General features: G+C 66.1%; 17 protein-coding genes. All 17 read left to right on the forward strand.

The genetic code is table 11. The features are described from left to right. Nucleotides 1-411: 411 nt before the first annotated feature. The 17 genes from V0R37_RS20805 (at nucleotide 412) to V0R37_RS20885 (ending at nucleotide 15,128) form a co-directional block, all read left to right on the forward strand. Nucleotides 412-1,173 carry a hypothetical protein gene (locus tag V0R37_RS20805; RefSeq protein ID WP_026177189.1) on the forward strand — a complete coding sequence of 254 codons (762 nt, stop codon included), beginning with the start codon at nucleotides 412-414 and terminating at the stop codon, nucleotides 1,171-1,173. A 118-nt stretch (nucleotides 1,174-1,291) separates the two neighbouring features. Then, nucleotides 1,292-1,510 (forward strand): AlpA family transcriptional regulator, encoded by a 219-nt coding sequence (locus tag V0R37_RS20810; RefSeq protein ID WP_018076211.1) that lies wholly within the window; start codon nucleotides 1,292-1,294, stop codon nucleotides 1,508-1,510. 40 nt (nucleotides 1,511-1,550) lie between these two features. After that, nucleotides 1,551-2,417: a ParA family protein gene (locus V0R37_RS20815; RefSeq protein WP_086077287.1), complete on the forward strand. Its 867-nt coding sequence runs from the start codon at nucleotides 1,551-1,553 to the stop codon at nucleotides 2,415-2,417. Next, the gene (locus tag V0R37_RS20820) at nucleotides 2,401-2,637 is read left to right on the forward strand and encodes a hypothetical protein (RefSeq protein WP_033470625.1); all 237 of its coding nucleotides are present in this window, start codon (nucleotides 2,401-2,403) and stop codon (nucleotides 2,635-2,637) included. The genes V0R37_RS20815 and V0R37_RS20820 overlap by 17 nt, the downstream gene beginning before the upstream one ends. Continuing rightward, a complete protein-coding gene (locus V0R37_RS20825) occupies nucleotides 2,630-4,288 on the forward strand; it encodes a ParB family protein (RefSeq protein WP_033470622.1) in 1,659 nt (552 codons plus the stop codon). Before V0R37_RS20820 ends, V0R37_RS20825 begins: the two co-directional genes overlap by 8 nt. 17 nt (nucleotides 4,289-4,305) lie before the next feature. Continuing rightward, complete coding sequence (locus tag V0R37_RS20830) at nucleotides 4,306-4,866, forward strand: DUF2857 domain-containing protein (protein ID WP_004255086.1); 561 nt, start codon at nucleotides 4,306-4,308, stop codon at nucleotides 4,864-4,866. A 2-nt stretch (nucleotides 4,867-4,868) separates the two neighbouring features. Further along, nucleotides 4,869-6,062 carry an STY4528 family pathogenicity island replication protein gene (locus V0R37_RS20835; protein ID WP_033470619.1) on the forward strand — a complete coding sequence of 398 codons (1,194 nt, stop codon included), beginning with the start codon at nucleotides 4,869-4,871 and terminating at the stop codon, nucleotides 6,060-6,062. A 238-nt stretch (nucleotides 6,063-6,300) separates the two neighbouring features. Next, a complete protein-coding gene (locus V0R37_RS20840; RefSeq protein ID WP_033470616.1) occupies nucleotides 6,301-7,053 on the forward strand; it encodes an OST-HTH/LOTUS domain-containing protein in 753 nt (250 codons plus the stop codon). Nucleotides 7,054-7,242: 189 nt separating this feature from the next. Continuing rightward, nucleotides 7,243-8,100, forward strand: a complete 858-nt coding sequence (locus tag V0R37_RS20845; protein WP_232468106.1) for a PFL_4669 family integrating conjugative element protein — start codon at nucleotides 7,243-7,245, stop codon at nucleotides 8,098-8,100. Further along, on the forward strand, nucleotides 8,097-8,648 hold the full coding sequence (locus tag V0R37_RS20850; protein ID WP_033470614.1) for a DUF3158 family protein: 552 nt from the start codon (nucleotides 8,097-8,099) through the stop codon (nucleotides 8,646-8,648). Before V0R37_RS20845 ends, V0R37_RS20850 begins: the two co-directional genes overlap by 4 nt. After that, nucleotides 8,645-9,028, forward strand: coding sequence for a single-stranded DNA-binding protein (locus tag V0R37_RS20855; RefSeq protein WP_020685569.1), 384 nt, complete (start codon nucleotides 8,645-8,647; stop codon nucleotides 9,026-9,028). Before V0R37_RS20850 ends, V0R37_RS20855 begins: the two co-directional genes overlap by 4 nt. A 280-nt stretch (nucleotides 9,029-9,308) precedes the next feature. Then, nucleotides 9,309-11,324 (forward strand): DNA topoisomerase III, encoded by a 2,016-nt coding sequence (locus V0R37_RS20860; protein WP_086077285.1) that lies wholly within the window; start codon nucleotides 9,309-9,311, stop codon nucleotides 11,322-11,324. An 873-nt stretch (nucleotides 11,325-12,197) separates the two neighbouring features. Continuing rightward, nucleotides 12,198-12,452, forward strand: a complete 255-nt coding sequence (locus V0R37_RS20865) for a hypothetical protein (protein ID WP_033470653.1) — start codon at nucleotides 12,198-12,200, stop codon at nucleotides 12,450-12,452. Nucleotides 12,453-12,480: 28 nt separating this feature from the next. Beyond that, a complete protein-coding gene (locus V0R37_RS20870) occupies nucleotides 12,481-12,873 on the forward strand; it encodes a hypothetical protein (RefSeq protein ID WP_033470607.1) in 393 nt (130 codons plus the stop codon). A 499-nt stretch (nucleotides 12,874-13,372) separates the two neighbouring features. Next, nucleotides 13,373-13,909, forward strand: coding sequence for an STY4534 family ICE replication protein (locus V0R37_RS20875; RefSeq protein WP_033470593.1), 537 nt, complete (start codon nucleotides 13,373-13,375; stop codon nucleotides 13,907-13,909). Nucleotides 13,910-14,025: 116 nt separating this feature from the next. Further along, nucleotides 14,026-14,640, forward strand: coding sequence for a DUF3275 family protein (locus tag V0R37_RS20880; protein ID WP_033470592.1), 615 nt, complete (start codon nucleotides 14,026-14,028; stop codon nucleotides 14,638-14,640). 89 nt (nucleotides 14,641-14,729) lie between these two features. Beyond that, entirely contained in the window at nucleotides 14,730-15,128 is a 399-nt protein-coding gene (locus V0R37_RS20885; RefSeq protein ID WP_033470590.1) for a hypothetical protein, read from the forward strand. The last annotated feature ends 16 nt before the right edge of the window (nucleotides 15,129-15,144 follow it).

Genomic DNA, 15,144 nt, shown 5'->3' on the forward strand with positions numbered 1-15,144 from the left:
GCGGTTGGCATCCTGCGTGAAACTCGCATGCCCATCGTGGCGCATCACAGCGAAGACGCGCGGCGCAACAGTGCTTGCCGTATGCGCATCGGCTCTGGCGTGTTGATCTGATCGCGCTTTACTGGGCCTCTTTCCCTGCAAAGACTTTGGCCTGGTTATCCGGGTCAAGCATGGTGCCCGCGAATGACGCTGGTGACAGCGTGTTTCGCGGCTTGCGAATTGTGAGTGATGGCGCCATGCGCAGCAAGGCGCGCATCTCGCAACGAAACCGGCGGCATCACCGATGCCACGGTCTTCGCCGCTTCGCCACCTGCTCGTTTCGCCCGGAGATTCCTGGACAGCCACGCACGCCGCCTGTACGGCGGGTGCGCGTGCTTGGACTCGGTGCGATGACGAATGGAGGCGCGCGATATGCCGAAGTCGAGCAGCCTGGCCGATGGCGCCAAGATCTACTACCGCCCGATCGAGGCGGCAATCCGCTGGAGCGGATTGCTGCGCTTCGAGCGGCGCATCCTGGCGACCTTGGGACAGCGGCCTCTGCCGGAGGCAACGGAGTTTCCGCGCTGGCCGATGCTGCGGTTGAACGCCGAAAGAATCTTCGATGCGATGGCTCACGGCGACATGCCGTATGGCAAGGAGGGCTTGGGGCGGGACACGCAAGGCCTGGCGATGGACGACTCGTCGCTGACGGTGCGGCACGTCGATCTGAAAGCCTGGATGGCGCACTACTACCCCGGCGAGAAACCGGCGTTTCTGTTCGATGAGATCGAGCGTGCGCTTCACCCGGCGATCAGCCTGGACACAGTGGGCGCATTGCTGGTCGAGCGGGAAGCGATCAAGGCGCGGCTGGCGGAACACTTGGGCGTGCACGAGACGCTGCGCGCCGAGCATGAGGCGCTGCTCAGAACGCACGCCGCCTGCGCGGCCGACGCGGAGCGTGCGAACACGCCGGGGCCGCGCAGCGAATCGACCTACCTGAACATCGTTGGCGGGTTACTGACGCTGCTGCTGGGCAAGTCGCCCAGCGGCATGCCGTATTCCAGCTTCCTGACGCAGGAGGCCATCATCAGCGCGATGGTGGCGCACCACGGCAACGCGATGGGCATCACCGAGCGCACCCTGCAGGCCAAGTTCGCACTGGCTCGGCGCAATTTGCAGAGCACAACTTCCTGAGCGATGCCAGACCGTATCTGCGGTCGCGAATACCGCATTTGCGGTGTCTTTCTTCAACGCGGCGTTCTTAATTCGAGTCACGCCAATCAGCGCCACTGAGCGTTAAGGAGTGACCCTCATGTCTTCGCAGACCGCCGCCACGGCAGCACCGACCGAACACCGCATCCTGCGCCGCGCCGAGGTCGAAGCCAAGACCGGCTTCAAGCGCGCGCACATCTACAGCCTGATGAAGGAAGGCAAGTTCCCCAAGGCGCTACGTCTGGGCGTGCGCGCGGTGGGCTGGGACTCGGTGGAGATCGAACAGTGGATCGCCGATCGCCTCAAAGAACGCGCCTGACGCTTCTTCTCGGTTCATGCCATTCGACGAGGAGAAGCTCATGCAGGTGGTGTCCATCATTTCGACCAAGGGCGGCGTGGGCAAGACCACGACGGCGGCCAACCTGGGCGGCTTCATCGCCGATGCCGGGCTGCGAGTGCTGCTGCTGGACCTGGACGTGCAGCCCACGCTGTCGAGCTACTTCACGCTGGACGTGCGCGCGCCCGGCGGCATCTACGAGATGCTGGCCTTCAACGAGCGGAGCATCGAGCAACTGGTGTCGCGCACCGCGATCGCGGGCCTGGACCTGGTGCTCTCCAACGACGACCGCGGCGAACTGAACACGCTGCTGCTGCACGCACCGGATGGGCGCCTGCGACTGCGCCATTTGCTTCCCGTCTTCCGCACGCACTATGACTTGCTGTTGATCGACACGCAGGGCGCGCGCAGCGTGCTGCTGGAGATGGCGGTGCTGGCGTCCGACCTGGCGCTGTCGCCGGTGACGCCGGAAATCCTCGCGGCGCGCGAGCTGCGGCGCGGCACGCTGCAACTGATCGAGGACATCGCGCCGTATCGGCACCTGGGCATCGAGCCGCCGCCGCTGCGCCTGCTCATCAACCGTGTGCATCCGGTGTCGTCGAACGCGCGGCTGGTCCAGCAGGCGCTGCGACAGGTGTTCCAGGAACAGGCCGGCGTGCAGGTGCTGGACACCGACGTGCCGGCCATCGAAGCCTATCCGCGCGCTGCGACACGAGGATTGCCGGTGCATCGGGTGGAGTACCGGCGGCCGGCTGGGCGCACGGCGCCCGCGGCGCTGGACACCATGCGCACGCTGGCTGGCGAGCTGTTCCCCGCGTGGCGGGAGCGCTTCGCGCTGGTCACCGGCCGGGCCGATGCGGGAGGGGCCGGCCATGGCGAGCGCGCATGAACTGGCGCGCGGCCGTGAACGGCTGCGCGCGCTGATCGAGTTCGCGCTGGGCGAAGGCTGGCGCGTGGTGCGCACGTCCGGCGGGCACCTGAAGTTCACGAAACAAGGCTACGCGTCGATCTACACCAGCTCGACTGCGAGCGACCACCGTGCCGACCGCAATGCCCGCGCGCAACTTCGCCGCGCCGACCGGCAGGCGCAGGAGAACGGCCGTGGCTGAGCTGACGCCGCAGGACATGGCTGCCAAGCTGCTGGCCACCGGTTTCGAGCGCAGCGGCCCTTCGGCCGCGACCTTGAGCGACCCCATCGCCGACACGCCGATGGCGGTGACGCTGGACCAGTTGCGGCCCTACGACCACGACCCGCGCGTGACGCGCAACCCGGCCTATGCGGAGATCAAGGCGTCCATCCGCGAACGCGGGCTCGACGCGCCCCCCGCGATCACGCGCAGGCCGGGCGAGGCGCACTACATCATTCGCAACGGCGGCAATACGCGGCTGGCGATCCTGCGCGAGTTGTGGAGCGAGACCAAGGAGGAACGCTTCTTCCGCATTGCGTGCCTGTTCCGCCCGTGGCCGGCGCGCGGCGAAATCGTGGCGCTGACCGGACATCTGGCCGAGAACGAGCTGCGCGGCGGGCTGACCTTCATCGAGCGGGCCTTGGGCATCGAGAAGGCGCGCGAGTTCTACGAGCAGGAAAGCGGCCAGGCGCTGTCGCAGAGCGAACTCGCGCGGCGGCTGACTGCCGACGGCTATCCGGTGCCGCAGTCACACATCAGCCGCATGAACGATGCGGTGCGCTATCTGCTGCCGGCGATCCCGACGCTGTTGTACGGCGGATTGGGCCGGCATCAGGTGGACCGGCTCGCGGTGCTGCGCAAGGCGTGCGAGCGCACCTGGGAGCGGCGTGCGCTGGGCCGCACCGTGGCCGTGGACTTCGCCACCTTGTTTCAGGACGTGCTGACGCAGTTCGACACACAGCCGGACGACTTCTCGCCGCAGCGAGTGCAGGACGAGCTGGTGGGCCAGATGGCCGAGTTGCTGGAGGCGGACTACGACACGCTGGCGCTGGAGATCAACGACAGCGAAAGCCGCCAGCGTGCGCTGACCAGCGAACCGGCGGCGCCGACGCCACCTGCAGCGCCTGTCGTGCCTGCTGCTCCTCCCCCGCAGGTCTCCGCGTCTCAGCAGCCACCCGTCTCGTCTGTGCCGCGCGACACCACGCCGGTCGCGCCTGCGGCGCCAGCAGCGACACCGCCTGCATCGCCCGAAGCGCCGGAGGACCAACACGGGCAACGCGACGAGCGCCTGCAAGGGCACATCGTGACACCGGCACCGACCACCGACCGCCTGCAGTCCATCCAGCGGATGGTCGCGGACCAGCTCGGCGACAAGCTGCCCGACTTCGAGGCCGATGCGCTGCGCGCGATCCCCGTGCAGGTCGGCGGGCTCTATCCCATCTCGGACGTTTGGTACGTCGAGCCGGGGCTGGACGTACCGGATCGCCTGCGCGTGCACATCGCGCAGTTCGCGCGCGAGATCGCCGGGGAAGCGGCGGTAGCCGATCACATCGAGGCCAGCGACGGCGGCATCGGCTTCGTCTGCGTGGCGCCAGTTGTGGGCCAGGCGAAGGCGCTGCCGGCGTTCGCGCGGGCGGTGCTGACCCTGCTGCATGCGCTGAGTGCGGCTCCGCCCTCCGCGAACGGATTGGACCGCGCGCGGCTGGCCGACGAGCTGGCGGCGCTGCTGCATGGCCACGGCGGCTCGGCCACACGCCTGAGCGATGCTGCACTGGTGAAGCTGTTCCGTCTGCTGCGTCTGGCGCGCCGGCTGCTGGACCAGGAAGCCGGCGTAGCGGGCCAGGAATCCTGAGCGCAGGAGGCTCCCGTATGTCGGCACCGCACCCGCTCAACCAGGCCGTGATCGCCCAGGCCCTGCATGACCTGCGCAACGGCCAGTTGCGCCGCTGCAAGGCCATGGGCTTCGGCGAGGAGGAGCTGGATGCGCTGAAGCACCCCGAACTCGTGAGCATGCTGGTGAATGCCACGGTGTCGTGGTGCTCGGTGTCGGTGAACCGGGAAGTGTTGAAGCGGCTGCTGAGCCAGGTGCACGACGTGGAGCGGGAGATCGCCACGGTGGACCGCATGCTGCGCCTGGGGGCGAGCACGGAGATGGTCAGCAAGTTCTACGGCCTCACGCATCAGGAAGTGGCGCTGCGCCGCGACATCCTCGGGCTGCCCAAGCGCAAGGGCCGGCATCCGGTGCTCGACGAGGCGCAGGACGTGGCCTTGTGGGAGCGCTGGAAGGCCGGCGTCGCCGAGCGCCATATCGCCCTGACCGACGACATGGCGATGCTGGCGCTGACCATGGACCTGGCCGAGGCCATGACCCTGCCCATGTCGGTGATCTGGTCGGCGATACGGAACTGGATCGACCAGGGGCTGGTGTAGCCATGACCACGGGCAGCGCACCACGGCGCGATGGCCCGGTTGCGCTGTCGATGTTGTTCGACGAGGCGCTGCGGCACCTTGAGCCGAAGGAACCGGCGCAGGGCACGGCGCCGAGCCAGGACGGCTTTCTCTACAGCGGCAACCGGCACGAGAGCGTCCCGCGCGCGCTGTTCCTCGACCGGCGCCTGACGCCGCTGGAGCGAAACGCCTGGCAGGTGTTCCGCTTGCAGCTCAACGACGACGGCGTGACTGCCTTTCCCACCTACGACCAGCTCCGCCCCTATCTGGCGTCCATGCCCTGCGCGGCGCAAGCCTCGCACGAGACCGTGGCGCGCGCCTTGACGCTGCTGCGGCTGACGCGCTGGCTCAGCCTGGTGCGGCGGCGGCGCGATCCCAAGACCGGCCGTATCCAAGGCAACCTCTACGTGCTGCACGACGAACCGCTGTCGCCCTTCGAGGCGATGCAACTCGACCCCGACTACCTGGGCCTGGTGAGCCAGGCGCTCACGCACGCGGCGAAGGCGGTGCAGGTCGTGGGCATGAACACCCTGCGGGAGATCGCCGAAGACCCGCTGCTCAGCGGGCGCACGCTGCCGACGCGCTTGCAGGTGCTGGCACAGCGCATGGCGCGGCATGGCTGGACGACGGGGAGTTATCCACAGGAGGGTGCGGACCACGAATCCGAAGAAGGCCAGGAAGCCCTGCTTCGGAATGGCGCGCGCCCGTCTTCGGAATCCGAAGCAGGGCCGAAACCCGCGCTGGACGGCTCTCTTCGGATTCCGAAGGAGGACCGTACAGTACGTAATGATCGTATAAATGAAGTACGTACAGTACCGCGCGCGAGGGTCTTGCAGAACCTGCGGCTGCCCGAGCGTTTCCTGCGCTTGAAGGACGAACAGCAGGCCGGCGCGCTGGTGGCGCTGCAGCAGGTGGACGAGGCGCAGCGGCAGGCCGTTCTCGACGAGTGGGCGGCACGCTGCCGCAACAGCGCGGTACGCAACCCGGCCGGCTACCTGTTTGGCATCATCCAGAAGGCGATCCGCGGGGAGTTCAAGGCCTGGGCCGGAGAAAGTGCATCGGCGCCGCCAGCGCCCCCGCCACCTGCGCCATCGTCACCGCCGGCATCCCGTGTGGCTGACCCCGAGGTGGCACGTGCCTACCTGGCACAGCTCCGAGAAGCCTTGCGTGAACGCTGATGTTGACTATCCCCAGGGGATAGCTGGAACAGACACCCTTCCGCCGTGCTCGATTGCCGCCCGCCGAACGACAGGCGAAACTGTCGCCTGTGAATCAGACGAGGACAGCCACGCACGAGCCCGGCCGACGATGGACATGACGACTTCCCCCGTCACAAACGCACTGCAACCACTACAGCGAGACGTTCAGCGCTTGCTGGGCAGGTGCCTGTTGCGCCTTCAACAATACGAGCGCCTCATGAAAGCCATCGTGGCGCACCACGAGATTTCAGGCCCGGCGCATTCGCAGGAGGCCATTCGCGCAGCGCGGATCGAAGATGCCGCGACCAAGACCCTGGGCACGTTGGTCGGACAACTGTTTGGTTCGTATGTCGTCACCGATGGAAATGGTGGCAAGGAACGCGACGACGATCTTCCCGGCGACGTGATTTCCTTTCGCACGCGCGTGCAACTGAGCCTGTCTGCGCAGGACTACGCCAAGACCCAGGCCGACCTCAAAGACCTGGTCTCGCTGCGCAACACCTTGGTGCACCACTTCATCGACCAGCACGATCTATGGACCGTGGACGGGTGCCGCGCTGCACAGGACGAACTCGGTTCCGCCTACACGCGCATCGATCAACACTTCGAGCAGCTGCGCGGCTGGGCCGAGCACATGGATCAGGCGCGGCGCCTGGCAGCGGAGTTCGTCCAGTCGGATGTGTTCCACGACCTGGTGGTCAATGGCATCGCGCCGGACGGCACGGTGGACTGGCCGGCCGCCGGCATCGTTCGCGCGCTGCGCGAGGCCGCCGCGCAGTTGGCCGTCGAGGGCTGGACACCCATCGTCGCCGCTGGCCGCTGGATCGCGGACCGGCATCCCGAGCAGCTTCCAGCCAAGTACGGCTGCAGCAGTTGGCGGCAGGTGGTGCACGAGTGCCGCCTGTTCGAGCTTCGCTACCGTGAGGTGGAGGGGCAACGGGCCGCCTGGTACAGACCTCGCGAGGCATAGCCCCGCAACGCGGTCTCACCTCCGCGCGAGCCGCGAACAACTTCGCCTAGCTATCCCCAGGGGATAGCCGGCACTCACAGCCTTCCGTGCGGAACAAAACCGGGCGCGCATGGGCTGCGGTTTGTTGACTGACAGCCTTCCGGCCGATGCCGATGCTGGCGACTCGCCCCTTCACCGCGAGTCGCTCCCATGGCCAACGAACGCACAGAACCCCTGCAACTGAATCTCGGATCGCTGCGCAGCGCGATGTCGCTGACGCTGCACACGCACCACGCTTCGCGCATCTGGCACGGCCGTGCGCCGACCGAGGGGCGCCCCGGCATCATCGGACTCAACGGCTTCATCGGCGCCATGAACAAGATGAAGCGCGGCGCCGAGCAGGACGACCCGTACTCGGACTGGTGGATGTTGCGGATCGAAGACAAGCTCGCCGACACCAAGACCCGCCTGCAGACCCTGCGCGAACAGGTGGATCAGGCCCTGGCCGACGTGCCGCCAGCGCTGTCGCTGGGCGAGAACATGAACGTGCAGCCGGTGAAGCTGCCGCTGTTCGTGAATGCACAGCTCGGCTTCATGGCGGTCTACCTGCTGGCCGACTACGACGACCTGGCCCGCAAGCTGATCCTGGCCCACCACACGGCGCTGATCGACCGCAGCACCTTGGAGCGCTGGCTCAACGATGGCGCGCACGCCTTGCGCAGCCTGTTCTCGCTGGCCCAGCAGTACCGCTATTCCGGCACCCAGCGCGATGACTTCGCTGCGAACAACGCCGCGGCGCGTGTCGCACTGGAGAAATACGGGCCGCTGCCGCAGGAGGTGCTCGAAGGCACACACCGCTCGCGCTTCGCGCCGCCCTTGGTGCGCCGCACTCCACTGACCGCCATGCAGCGCGAACCTGCCGAGGCCAGGGCCAGCACACCGGCGGCAACCGCGGACGAGGCCGAAGCCGTTGCGACGGACGAGGACACCGCCAAGCCCGACAAACCCAAGAGGTCGAGGAAGTCCGCCAAGGCGACCGAATCCACCGATGGGGATGCACCAGCATGACGGCGCAATCCTCCGCGGCGCCTCGACACTTCATGCCGCTGGAACAGCCCGACTTCCAGCGACTGGAACACGCCGCCTACCTAAAAGGCCTTTTGAAGCCTTTTAAAGGTAAGGGAAGTCTGGAGGCCTGGGCCAGCCAATGCATGGCGCTGCGCGACGACTTGATCGCGCTGGCGATGAGACGAGTGCTGCCGCAGGCACGCACCTACCCCTTCAACCTGCTCGGCTCGCAACTGGCTCAGCAGACCACTGGCGCAGGCACGACCTTCCTGCGCTGGCGCAACCTCGACCGGTCCAGCATGGGTGTGACGCTGTGGCAGCACCTCATCGCCAGCCCGTCCACGCCCGATCGCCTGGTCGACGATCTCTACGCGATGGAGCTGCAGCGCATCGCGCTGAACATGCAGATCAGCCTGACTCACAGCATTGCCCGCCAGGCCCTGGAATGCGCCGACAAGATGTCCCAGGCCGAGGCGGTCTACCTGCGCCGTGTCCACCACGGGCACGGCGTTTCGATCCAACCCACCACGCGACAGGAGGCACCATGAGCACGCATTTCAGCGGCGAAGGCAACATCGGTTCTGCGCCCGAGTACCGCGAGTTCACCAACGGCAACGACGAACCGCGGCGTCTGCTGCGCCTGAACGTCTACTTCGACAACCCGGTGCCGAAGAAGGACGGTGAATACGAGGACCGCGGCGGCTTTTGGGCGCCGGTGGAACTGTGGCATCGCGATGCCGAGCACTGGGCCAGTCTCTACCAGAAAGGCATGCGCGTACTGGTCGATGGCCGCACGGTGCGCGACGAGTGGGAGGATGCCGACGAGAACGAACGGGTCACGTTCAAGATCGAGGCCAGGCGTGTGGGCATCCTGCCGTATCGCGTCGAGGCGGTGGTGCTCGGCACCAAGCCGGCCGCCGGCCAATAGATGTCCTTCGAGGGCGGCTGTAGCAACCGTCAACCGCCCGCCATGCACCAGTTATCCCCTGGGGATAGCGTCATCGACGTCCATCGGCTTCCAGTCGCCCTCCCGACACGACGCTTCCGTAACGCCTTCCGCAGCGACCTGCCCACACCGCTGCGGGCGGCGTTTTCCTGTCGTCCACACAAATCGGTGTCCATCCCGTTCCGCTTCCTTGCTGTCGAGTTCTCCCTGCGCGGACATGCTGTCGTCCATCCGATCAACAGCACGTATCCGAGGAGGCTCCATGCGCGTGTTCCTGTGCGAGAAGCCTTCGCAAGGCAAGGACATCGCCCGCGTGCTGGGCGCCGGCCAGCGAGGTTCCGGCTGCTACAGCGGTTCGGGTACCGTCGTGACCTGGTGCATCGGCCATCTGATCGAAGCGGTTCCGCCCGAAGGCTACGGCGAGCAGTACAAGCGCTGGTCCATCGAGCAACTACCTATCATTCCCGAGCGCTGGCGCGTCGAGGTCAAGGCTTCGGTCGCAGCGCAATTCAAGGTGGTCAAGCACCTCGTCGCCCAAGCGAGCGAGTTGGTGATCGCCACCGACGCCGATCGCGAAGGCGAAATGATCGCCCGCGAAATCCTCGACCTGTGCAGCTACCGCGGCCCAATCCAGCGGCTGTGGCTGTCGGCGCTCAACGATGCATCGATCCGCAAAGCGCTGGGCGCGTTGAAGCCTTCGGCCGAGACGCTGTCGTTGTACTACTCGGCCCTGGCCCGCTCGCGTGCCGACTGGCTGATCGGCATGAACCTGAGTCGGCTGTTCACCGTGCTCGGACGCCAAGCCGGCTACTCGGGCGTGCTGTCGGTCGGTCGGGTACAGACCCCCACGCTGCGCCTGGTGGTCGACCGCGACCGCGAGATCGCTAGGTTCGTATCCGTGCCGTACTGGACGGTCGAGGTCTTGCTGGCTCAGTCGGGCCACTCCTTCGGCGCCCATTGGCTGCCGCCCGACAGCACCTCCGATGCGGCGGGACGCTGCCTCCAGCAGCCGGTGGCGCAGCACGCAGCCGATCGTATCCGCGCCGACCGCGAGGCGCGGGTGGTGTCGGTCGAGACCGAGCGCGTGCGGGAAGCCGCACCGCTGCCGTTCGACCTGGGTACCTTGCAGGAAGTGTGTTCGCGCCAGCTCGGCCTCGATGTGCAGGAGACGCTGGACATTGCCCAGGCGCTGTACGAAACGCACAAGGCGACGACCTATCCACGCTCCGACTCGGGCTACCTGCCCGAAAGCATGCTGGCCGAAGTGCCGGCCGTCCTCGGTGCCTTGCTCGCCACCGATCCCGGCCTGCGACCGCTAATCGATAAGCTGGACCGCAGCCAACGTTCACGCGCGTGGAATGACGACAAGGTGACGGCTCACCACGGCATCATCCCGACGCTGGAACCCACCCGGCTTTCAGCCATGTCGGAGAAGGAACAGGCGGTGTACGGCCTGATCCGGTCCCACTACCTGGCGCAGTTCCTGCCGCACCATGAGTTCGATCGGACCACAGCGGTGTTGACCAGCGGTGGCCAGCCACTGCAGGCGACCGGCAAGCAGGTGGTCGTGCCTGGCTGGCGCCTGGCGTTGGTCAATGCTGGTCCGGAGAAGTCGGATGATGAGCCGGCGCAGCGCGGTCAGATCCTGCCGCCGCTGACCAGCGGCATGCAGTGCGGCGTCGAGCAAGTTGAGATGAAGGCGCTGAAGACCTTGCCACCCAAGCCCTACACCCAGGGCGAACTGATCAAGGCCATGAAGGGTGTTGCCAAGTTGGTGACCGACCCGCGACTGAAGCAGAAGCTCAAGGAAACGACGGGTATCGGCACCGAAGCCACGCGCGCCAGCATCATCAACGGCCTGCTGGGCCGTAGCTATCTGCTGAAGAAAGGCCGCGCCATCCGCGCGTCGGATGCGGCCTTCACGCTGATCGATGCGGTGCCGGTGGCGATTGCCGATCCGGGCACCACGGCGATCTGGGAGCAGGCGCTGGACATGATCGAGGCCGGCCAGATGACGCTGGACACCTTTATCGAGAAGCAGTCGGCCTGGATCACGCAGTTGGTCCAGCAGCACCGCGGCACCAGGTTGTCCCTCAAGCTGCCGCCGACGCCGGCCTGCCCGTTGTGCACGTCGCCGATGCGCCAGCGCACCGGCAAGAGCGGCATCTTTTGGTCGTGCAGCCGCTACCCAGACTGCAAGGGCACACTGCCTGTCGAATCTTCGACGGGCAAACGCCCGGCGCCGCGCAAGCGGCGCGCGTCACCCAAGGCGTCCTGAAGCCTGAAAACACGTCTGCCGCGCCTGCCGCTCCCCCGGCGGCGAGGCATGCGCCCCGCGCGTTGCGGGGCCTCCCCAGCACGCGATCCCTTCTGCGACGGTGTGCGCGTCCTGCCTGGCACGTGTGGCCACAGGGCGAGAAGGCAGTTGGTCCGCGAATGGCGCCCCACGCGATTCCCTTGATCCGCGGTTCTTCCGTTCACTCAGAAGAGTCTCCTGGCGCCTCGTCTCGCGAGCCGCCAGGAGACTCTTCGGGGTCGACGGTATTCGGTGCCGGTGCCCGCCGGTGAAAAAACGGGCGCCCTTTGTGCGCGGATGCGTGCCAGAGGATATCGACCCCAGCCACGATACCGGTCGAGTGCGATTGCTGGTGCAGCGGCGGCTTTGACGACGGCCCCACGCCTGTAGCAGCCCACGGGTGGCACTCCTTTGTCATCCAGCCGAAGGCCTCCAGCCTTCGGCACCTTGGTCTTTCCTTGTCCTGAAACACGCCGGCCGCACGGCCGACAACCTCTGCTCCCTGTTTCACAACCGGCTCCGCACTGCGGGGCCTTTTCGTGTGCGCTGCTAAATGGCGACAGCGCTATCCAGCGCTTGGAAATCAGGAACCGCGCAGCTTCGATTTGTTGCACGACAAGCTCGCACTGCTCTCCGAAGCTAAGCCCATGCGTTGCTGACTCCGTCAGCGCCATGCCCAGGCAGCTCCGGTCTTCAAGGCTGCGCCGCGGAACCTTCCGCGTAGACCGAACCAGTCCGCTTCGCATCGCCCGCGCGGACGCCGCCGATACCTGGCGTCGATGCTTCGATCCACCTCACGGGAAGTTCCTTCATCCCGTCGGGATTGAGCTTTCCATTTTCCCCATGGAGAGCCCCATGTCCCTTGCTTCCACTTCGCCACCCATCACGGCACAGGCGGCCCGAGCCGATTCCATCGGCTACCTGGCCCTGACCTTTGTCGGCAAGCGCCTGCCTCTGCAGGTTCTTCGCAGTGCCGCTGGTTACTACATCGGCGCGTTCGATGACCACGACGGACCTTGCTCCCGCGAGTCCTTCGAGTACTTCCCCAGCCGCGACGCCGCAGCCAAAGCCCTGGCGACAGGCGCGTGGACACAGCGCTCGCACCCGTGATTGCCCCTGCCATCCAAGGAGATTCCTCATGAGCTTGTCATTGCCTCAAGAAGTGTTCGATCAGATCGCGCGGGAAGATGCGCATTTCACCCAGGCCCCGTCCGCGTTCTTCCAGGCCTGGAAGCGCGGTGCCGAGATCGCCGGCGCCGAGTGGTTCGGCGACGGCACCCGCGAAGGCTTGCAGCGTGCCACGACCAAGTGGGAGCTGCGGCCCAACATGCTGATGCTCAACGACGCCCTGGGTGTCCTGAGCAGTGGCCAGCGGATGTTCCTGTCCGCGATGGTGAGCTTCTACAACGCCCGCGAAGGCGGCGCGATGCTCAAGCGTTGCGGCTTCGAGGGGCTGTCCGACTTCGGCGGCCTCGATCTGGAGCGGCGCAAGGTCATCGCCGACTTGGTCCTCAACTACAACGGTTGGTGAGCCTGCCTCGCCGTCGCACTCGCACCTTTTCTCCAACCCTACGAGGGACACGTGTCCCTGCCGGGGCCGTGTTCCTCCTCTTCATCTCAGGAGTGGCACATGTCCCTGACGCTCAGACAAATCGTCCGGCGGCTCAACGCGCATCACGCGCGCACCAGCGCCGGGTTCTACGGCGACGGCCAACTGCCCGGCCGCTGGTTCAGAGCCCGAATCGTTCGCGGCACGACGCTGGAGGTCCATGACTGGATCACCTGGGTTGCCGTACCGGACGGCACGTGCTTCCGCGATCACAACGGCAGGCAGTTCCTGACCGTGATCTATCCCCCACCCCAGTTCGCTCTCGGCATCCATAGCGCGAACGTCCGTCGAGTCATCGATGGAGATGCCACGGTAGTTGTTTCCGGGTCTCACGATCCACAACCCGCGCGGGGGTTTCCACACCTCCCCGCCAGGGTCGGTGTGTCTCCGCTTTTCTTGTTCTCAAGTCTGGAGATTCACCATGACCACTTCATCCGAAAAATCGTTCTTCGACCTGCACATCACTGGCCTCGGGTATCTCAATCGCATCCGCGAAGTGAAGCCCAAGAAAGGTGAGCCGTTCCTGGCCTGCGACATCGCAGCGCTCAATGGTCCGAGCAACGCTCCCGAGTACCGCCGTTTCGACGTGCGGGTGTCCGGCAGCGAAGCTCAGCATCTGGTCCGCCGTTGCGAAGAGGCCGTCAAGGCCGAACGCAAGGTGCTGATCGGCTTCCGCCTCGGCGACCTGTGGACCGACATCTTCACCTACTCCAAGGGGAAGAATGCCGGCCAGCAGGGCGTCAGCCTGAAGGCCCGCCTGCTCTTTGTGAACTGGATCAAGATTGATGGCGAGATGGTCTACAAGGCCGAGCCCAAGACGACCGATGACGCGGCGAGCGAGGATGCACCAGCACCCTCCAGCGCGTCGGCAGCCCAGGACGCGCCCGCATCCGAAGCCGCCGCCAATGACGACGCCGATGCACCCGCTGACGCGCCGGCCCTGGCCGAGTCGTTCTGATCTGCAAGGCCCCATGCGCATGCACCGGGGCCTTGTTTTCTTCCCCTTCGATCGAGCACCGCTTGCGCTTCGGCGCCGGCGGCACGCGATCGCTCATTCGTCGAAAGGAGCTATCCATGATCAATGTTCCAGGCCAACTGGCCATCAAGACCATCCACGGTCGCAACGGCGACTTCAACGTCGGCCGTCTGGCGACTTCCATCGGCGAGTTCGTCATCAAGAATGCCGAACTCGACCAGTACGCCGAAGGCAAGTACGACGGCGACTTCATCATCACCGAGATCCGGCCCTCCACCTACAACACCAGTGGGCGGATGGTGATCGAGATTCGCGCCCACCTGGGCGGTATGACCTTGTCCAGCATCGATCCCCTGAGCCGTGACGAAGCCCGCCGGCTGAGTCCGCAGGAAGTCGATCCGATCGACGAAGAGGCGCAGGCACCTGTGCCTGTCGCAGCCCCGGCACCTGCCAAGGCGAAGGGTCGCAAGACCCGCGATCCGCTGGTCGATACCACGCCGTTCGGCACGGAGAAAGCAGCCAAGCCGTCTCTCGAAGCCTCGGCCGAGGAAGACGACACCGCACTGTTCGGCGCGCTTTGGCCGCTGGGCGACAGCGTCAAGCTCGATCCGACCGTGGATCGTCGTGTCCTGCGTCAGCAGCGCGACCGCCTCGGGGTGCTGGGTTATTCGTTCGCCCCGTTGTCTCAGGACTGGCACCTCGCCACCGCCTGATCCATCGGCCGCGCAAGCGGTCAGTCACCACCCGCCGGGGTTCTTCCCCGATGGGGAGGACTCCGGCTTTTTCTTCAAGGAGAACTCTCATGGGCTGGTATTTCTCAAGGCAATCCCGCCATCAGCTGATCCAGGAGCTGATCGAACCCCGCGACAACGAGCAGCTTCGCGCGGAGACCGTCGCACACACCTTGCGCGGCAACGTGCTGTGGTCCGTCGTGCGCATCACCGCCAAGCAGGAAGGCATCAAGCCGGGCCTCGGGGTTGGCGACTCCTATCACTACATCCGCTGCGACCTGCTGGAAGGCTCCGGCAATGAATGGGGCTACAAGCCGATGGATGAGTCGATGCACCCGTACTACTACTCGTGCCCGCTCAGCTATCTGGCGATGGCGCCCGAGCAGTCCCCCCAGTGGCGCGAAGGCGTGCGCGCCTACCACGCGCGTCGTCGCACGCCGACCCTACCGGCTACGCCGGTGTCGGCCTGATCCCAGGAGGCTCACG

Source organism: Pollutimonas rozaliensis, assembly GCF_048751585.1.
GTDB lineage: Bacteria > Pseudomonadota > Gammaproteobacteria > Burkholderiales > Burkholderiaceae_B.

Coding starts and splice junctions, on each gene's coding strand:
- V0R37_RS20805 (WP_026177189.1), top strand. CDS start 412: ATGCCGAAGTCGAGCAGCCTGGCCGATGGCGCCAAGATCTACTACCGC.
- V0R37_RS20820 (WP_033470625.1), top strand. CDS start 2,401: ATGGCGAGCGCGCATGAACTGGCGCGCGGCCGTGAACGGCTGCGCGCG.
- V0R37_RS20835 (WP_033470619.1), top strand. CDS start 4,869: ATGACCACGGGCAGCGCACCACGGCGCGATGGCCCGGTTGCGCTGTCG.
- V0R37_RS20875 (WP_033470593.1), top strand. CDS start 13,373: ATGACCACTTCATCCGAAAAATCGTTCTTCGACCTGCACATCACTGGC.
- V0R37_RS20855 (WP_020685569.1), top strand. CDS start 8,645: ATGAGCACGCATTTCAGCGGCGAAGGCAACATCGGTTCTGCGCCCGAG.
- V0R37_RS20885 (WP_033470590.1), top strand. CDS start 14,730: ATGGGCTGGTATTTCTCAAGGCAATCCCGCCATCAGCTGATCCAGGAG.
- V0R37_RS20815 (WP_086077287.1), top strand. CDS start 1,551: ATGCAGGTGGTGTCCATCATTTCGACCAAGGGCGGCGTGGGCAAGACC.
- V0R37_RS20865 (WP_033470653.1), top strand. CDS start 12,198: ATGTCCCTTGCTTCCACTTCGCCACCCATCACGGCACAGGCGGCCCGA.
- V0R37_RS20880 (WP_033470592.1), top strand. CDS start 14,026: ATGATCAATGTTCCAGGCCAACTGGCCATCAAGACCATCCACGGTCGC.
- V0R37_RS20840 (WP_033470616.1), top strand. CDS start 6,301: ATGAAAGCCATCGTGGCGCACCACGAGATTTCAGGCCCGGCGCATTCG.
- V0R37_RS20845 (WP_232468106.1), top strand. CDS start 7,243: ATGGCCAACGAACGCACAGAACCCCTGCAACTGAATCTCGGATCGCTG.
- V0R37_RS20860 (WP_086077285.1), top strand. CDS start 9,309: ATGCGCGTGTTCCTGTGCGAGAAGCCTTCGCAAGGCAAGGACATCGCC.
- V0R37_RS20810 (WP_018076211.1), top strand. CDS start 1,292: ATGTCTTCGCAGACCGCCGCCACGGCAGCACCGACCGAACACCGCATC.
- V0R37_RS20870 (WP_033470607.1), top strand. CDS start 12,481: ATGAGCTTGTCATTGCCTCAAGAAGTGTTCGATCAGATCGCGCGGGAA.
- V0R37_RS20850 (WP_033470614.1), top strand. CDS start 8,097: ATGACGGCGCAATCCTCCGCGGCGCCTCGACACTTCATGCCGCTGGAA.
- V0R37_RS20830 (WP_004255086.1), top strand. CDS start 4,306: ATGTCGGCACCGCACCCGCTCAACCAGGCCGTGATCGCCCAGGCCCTG.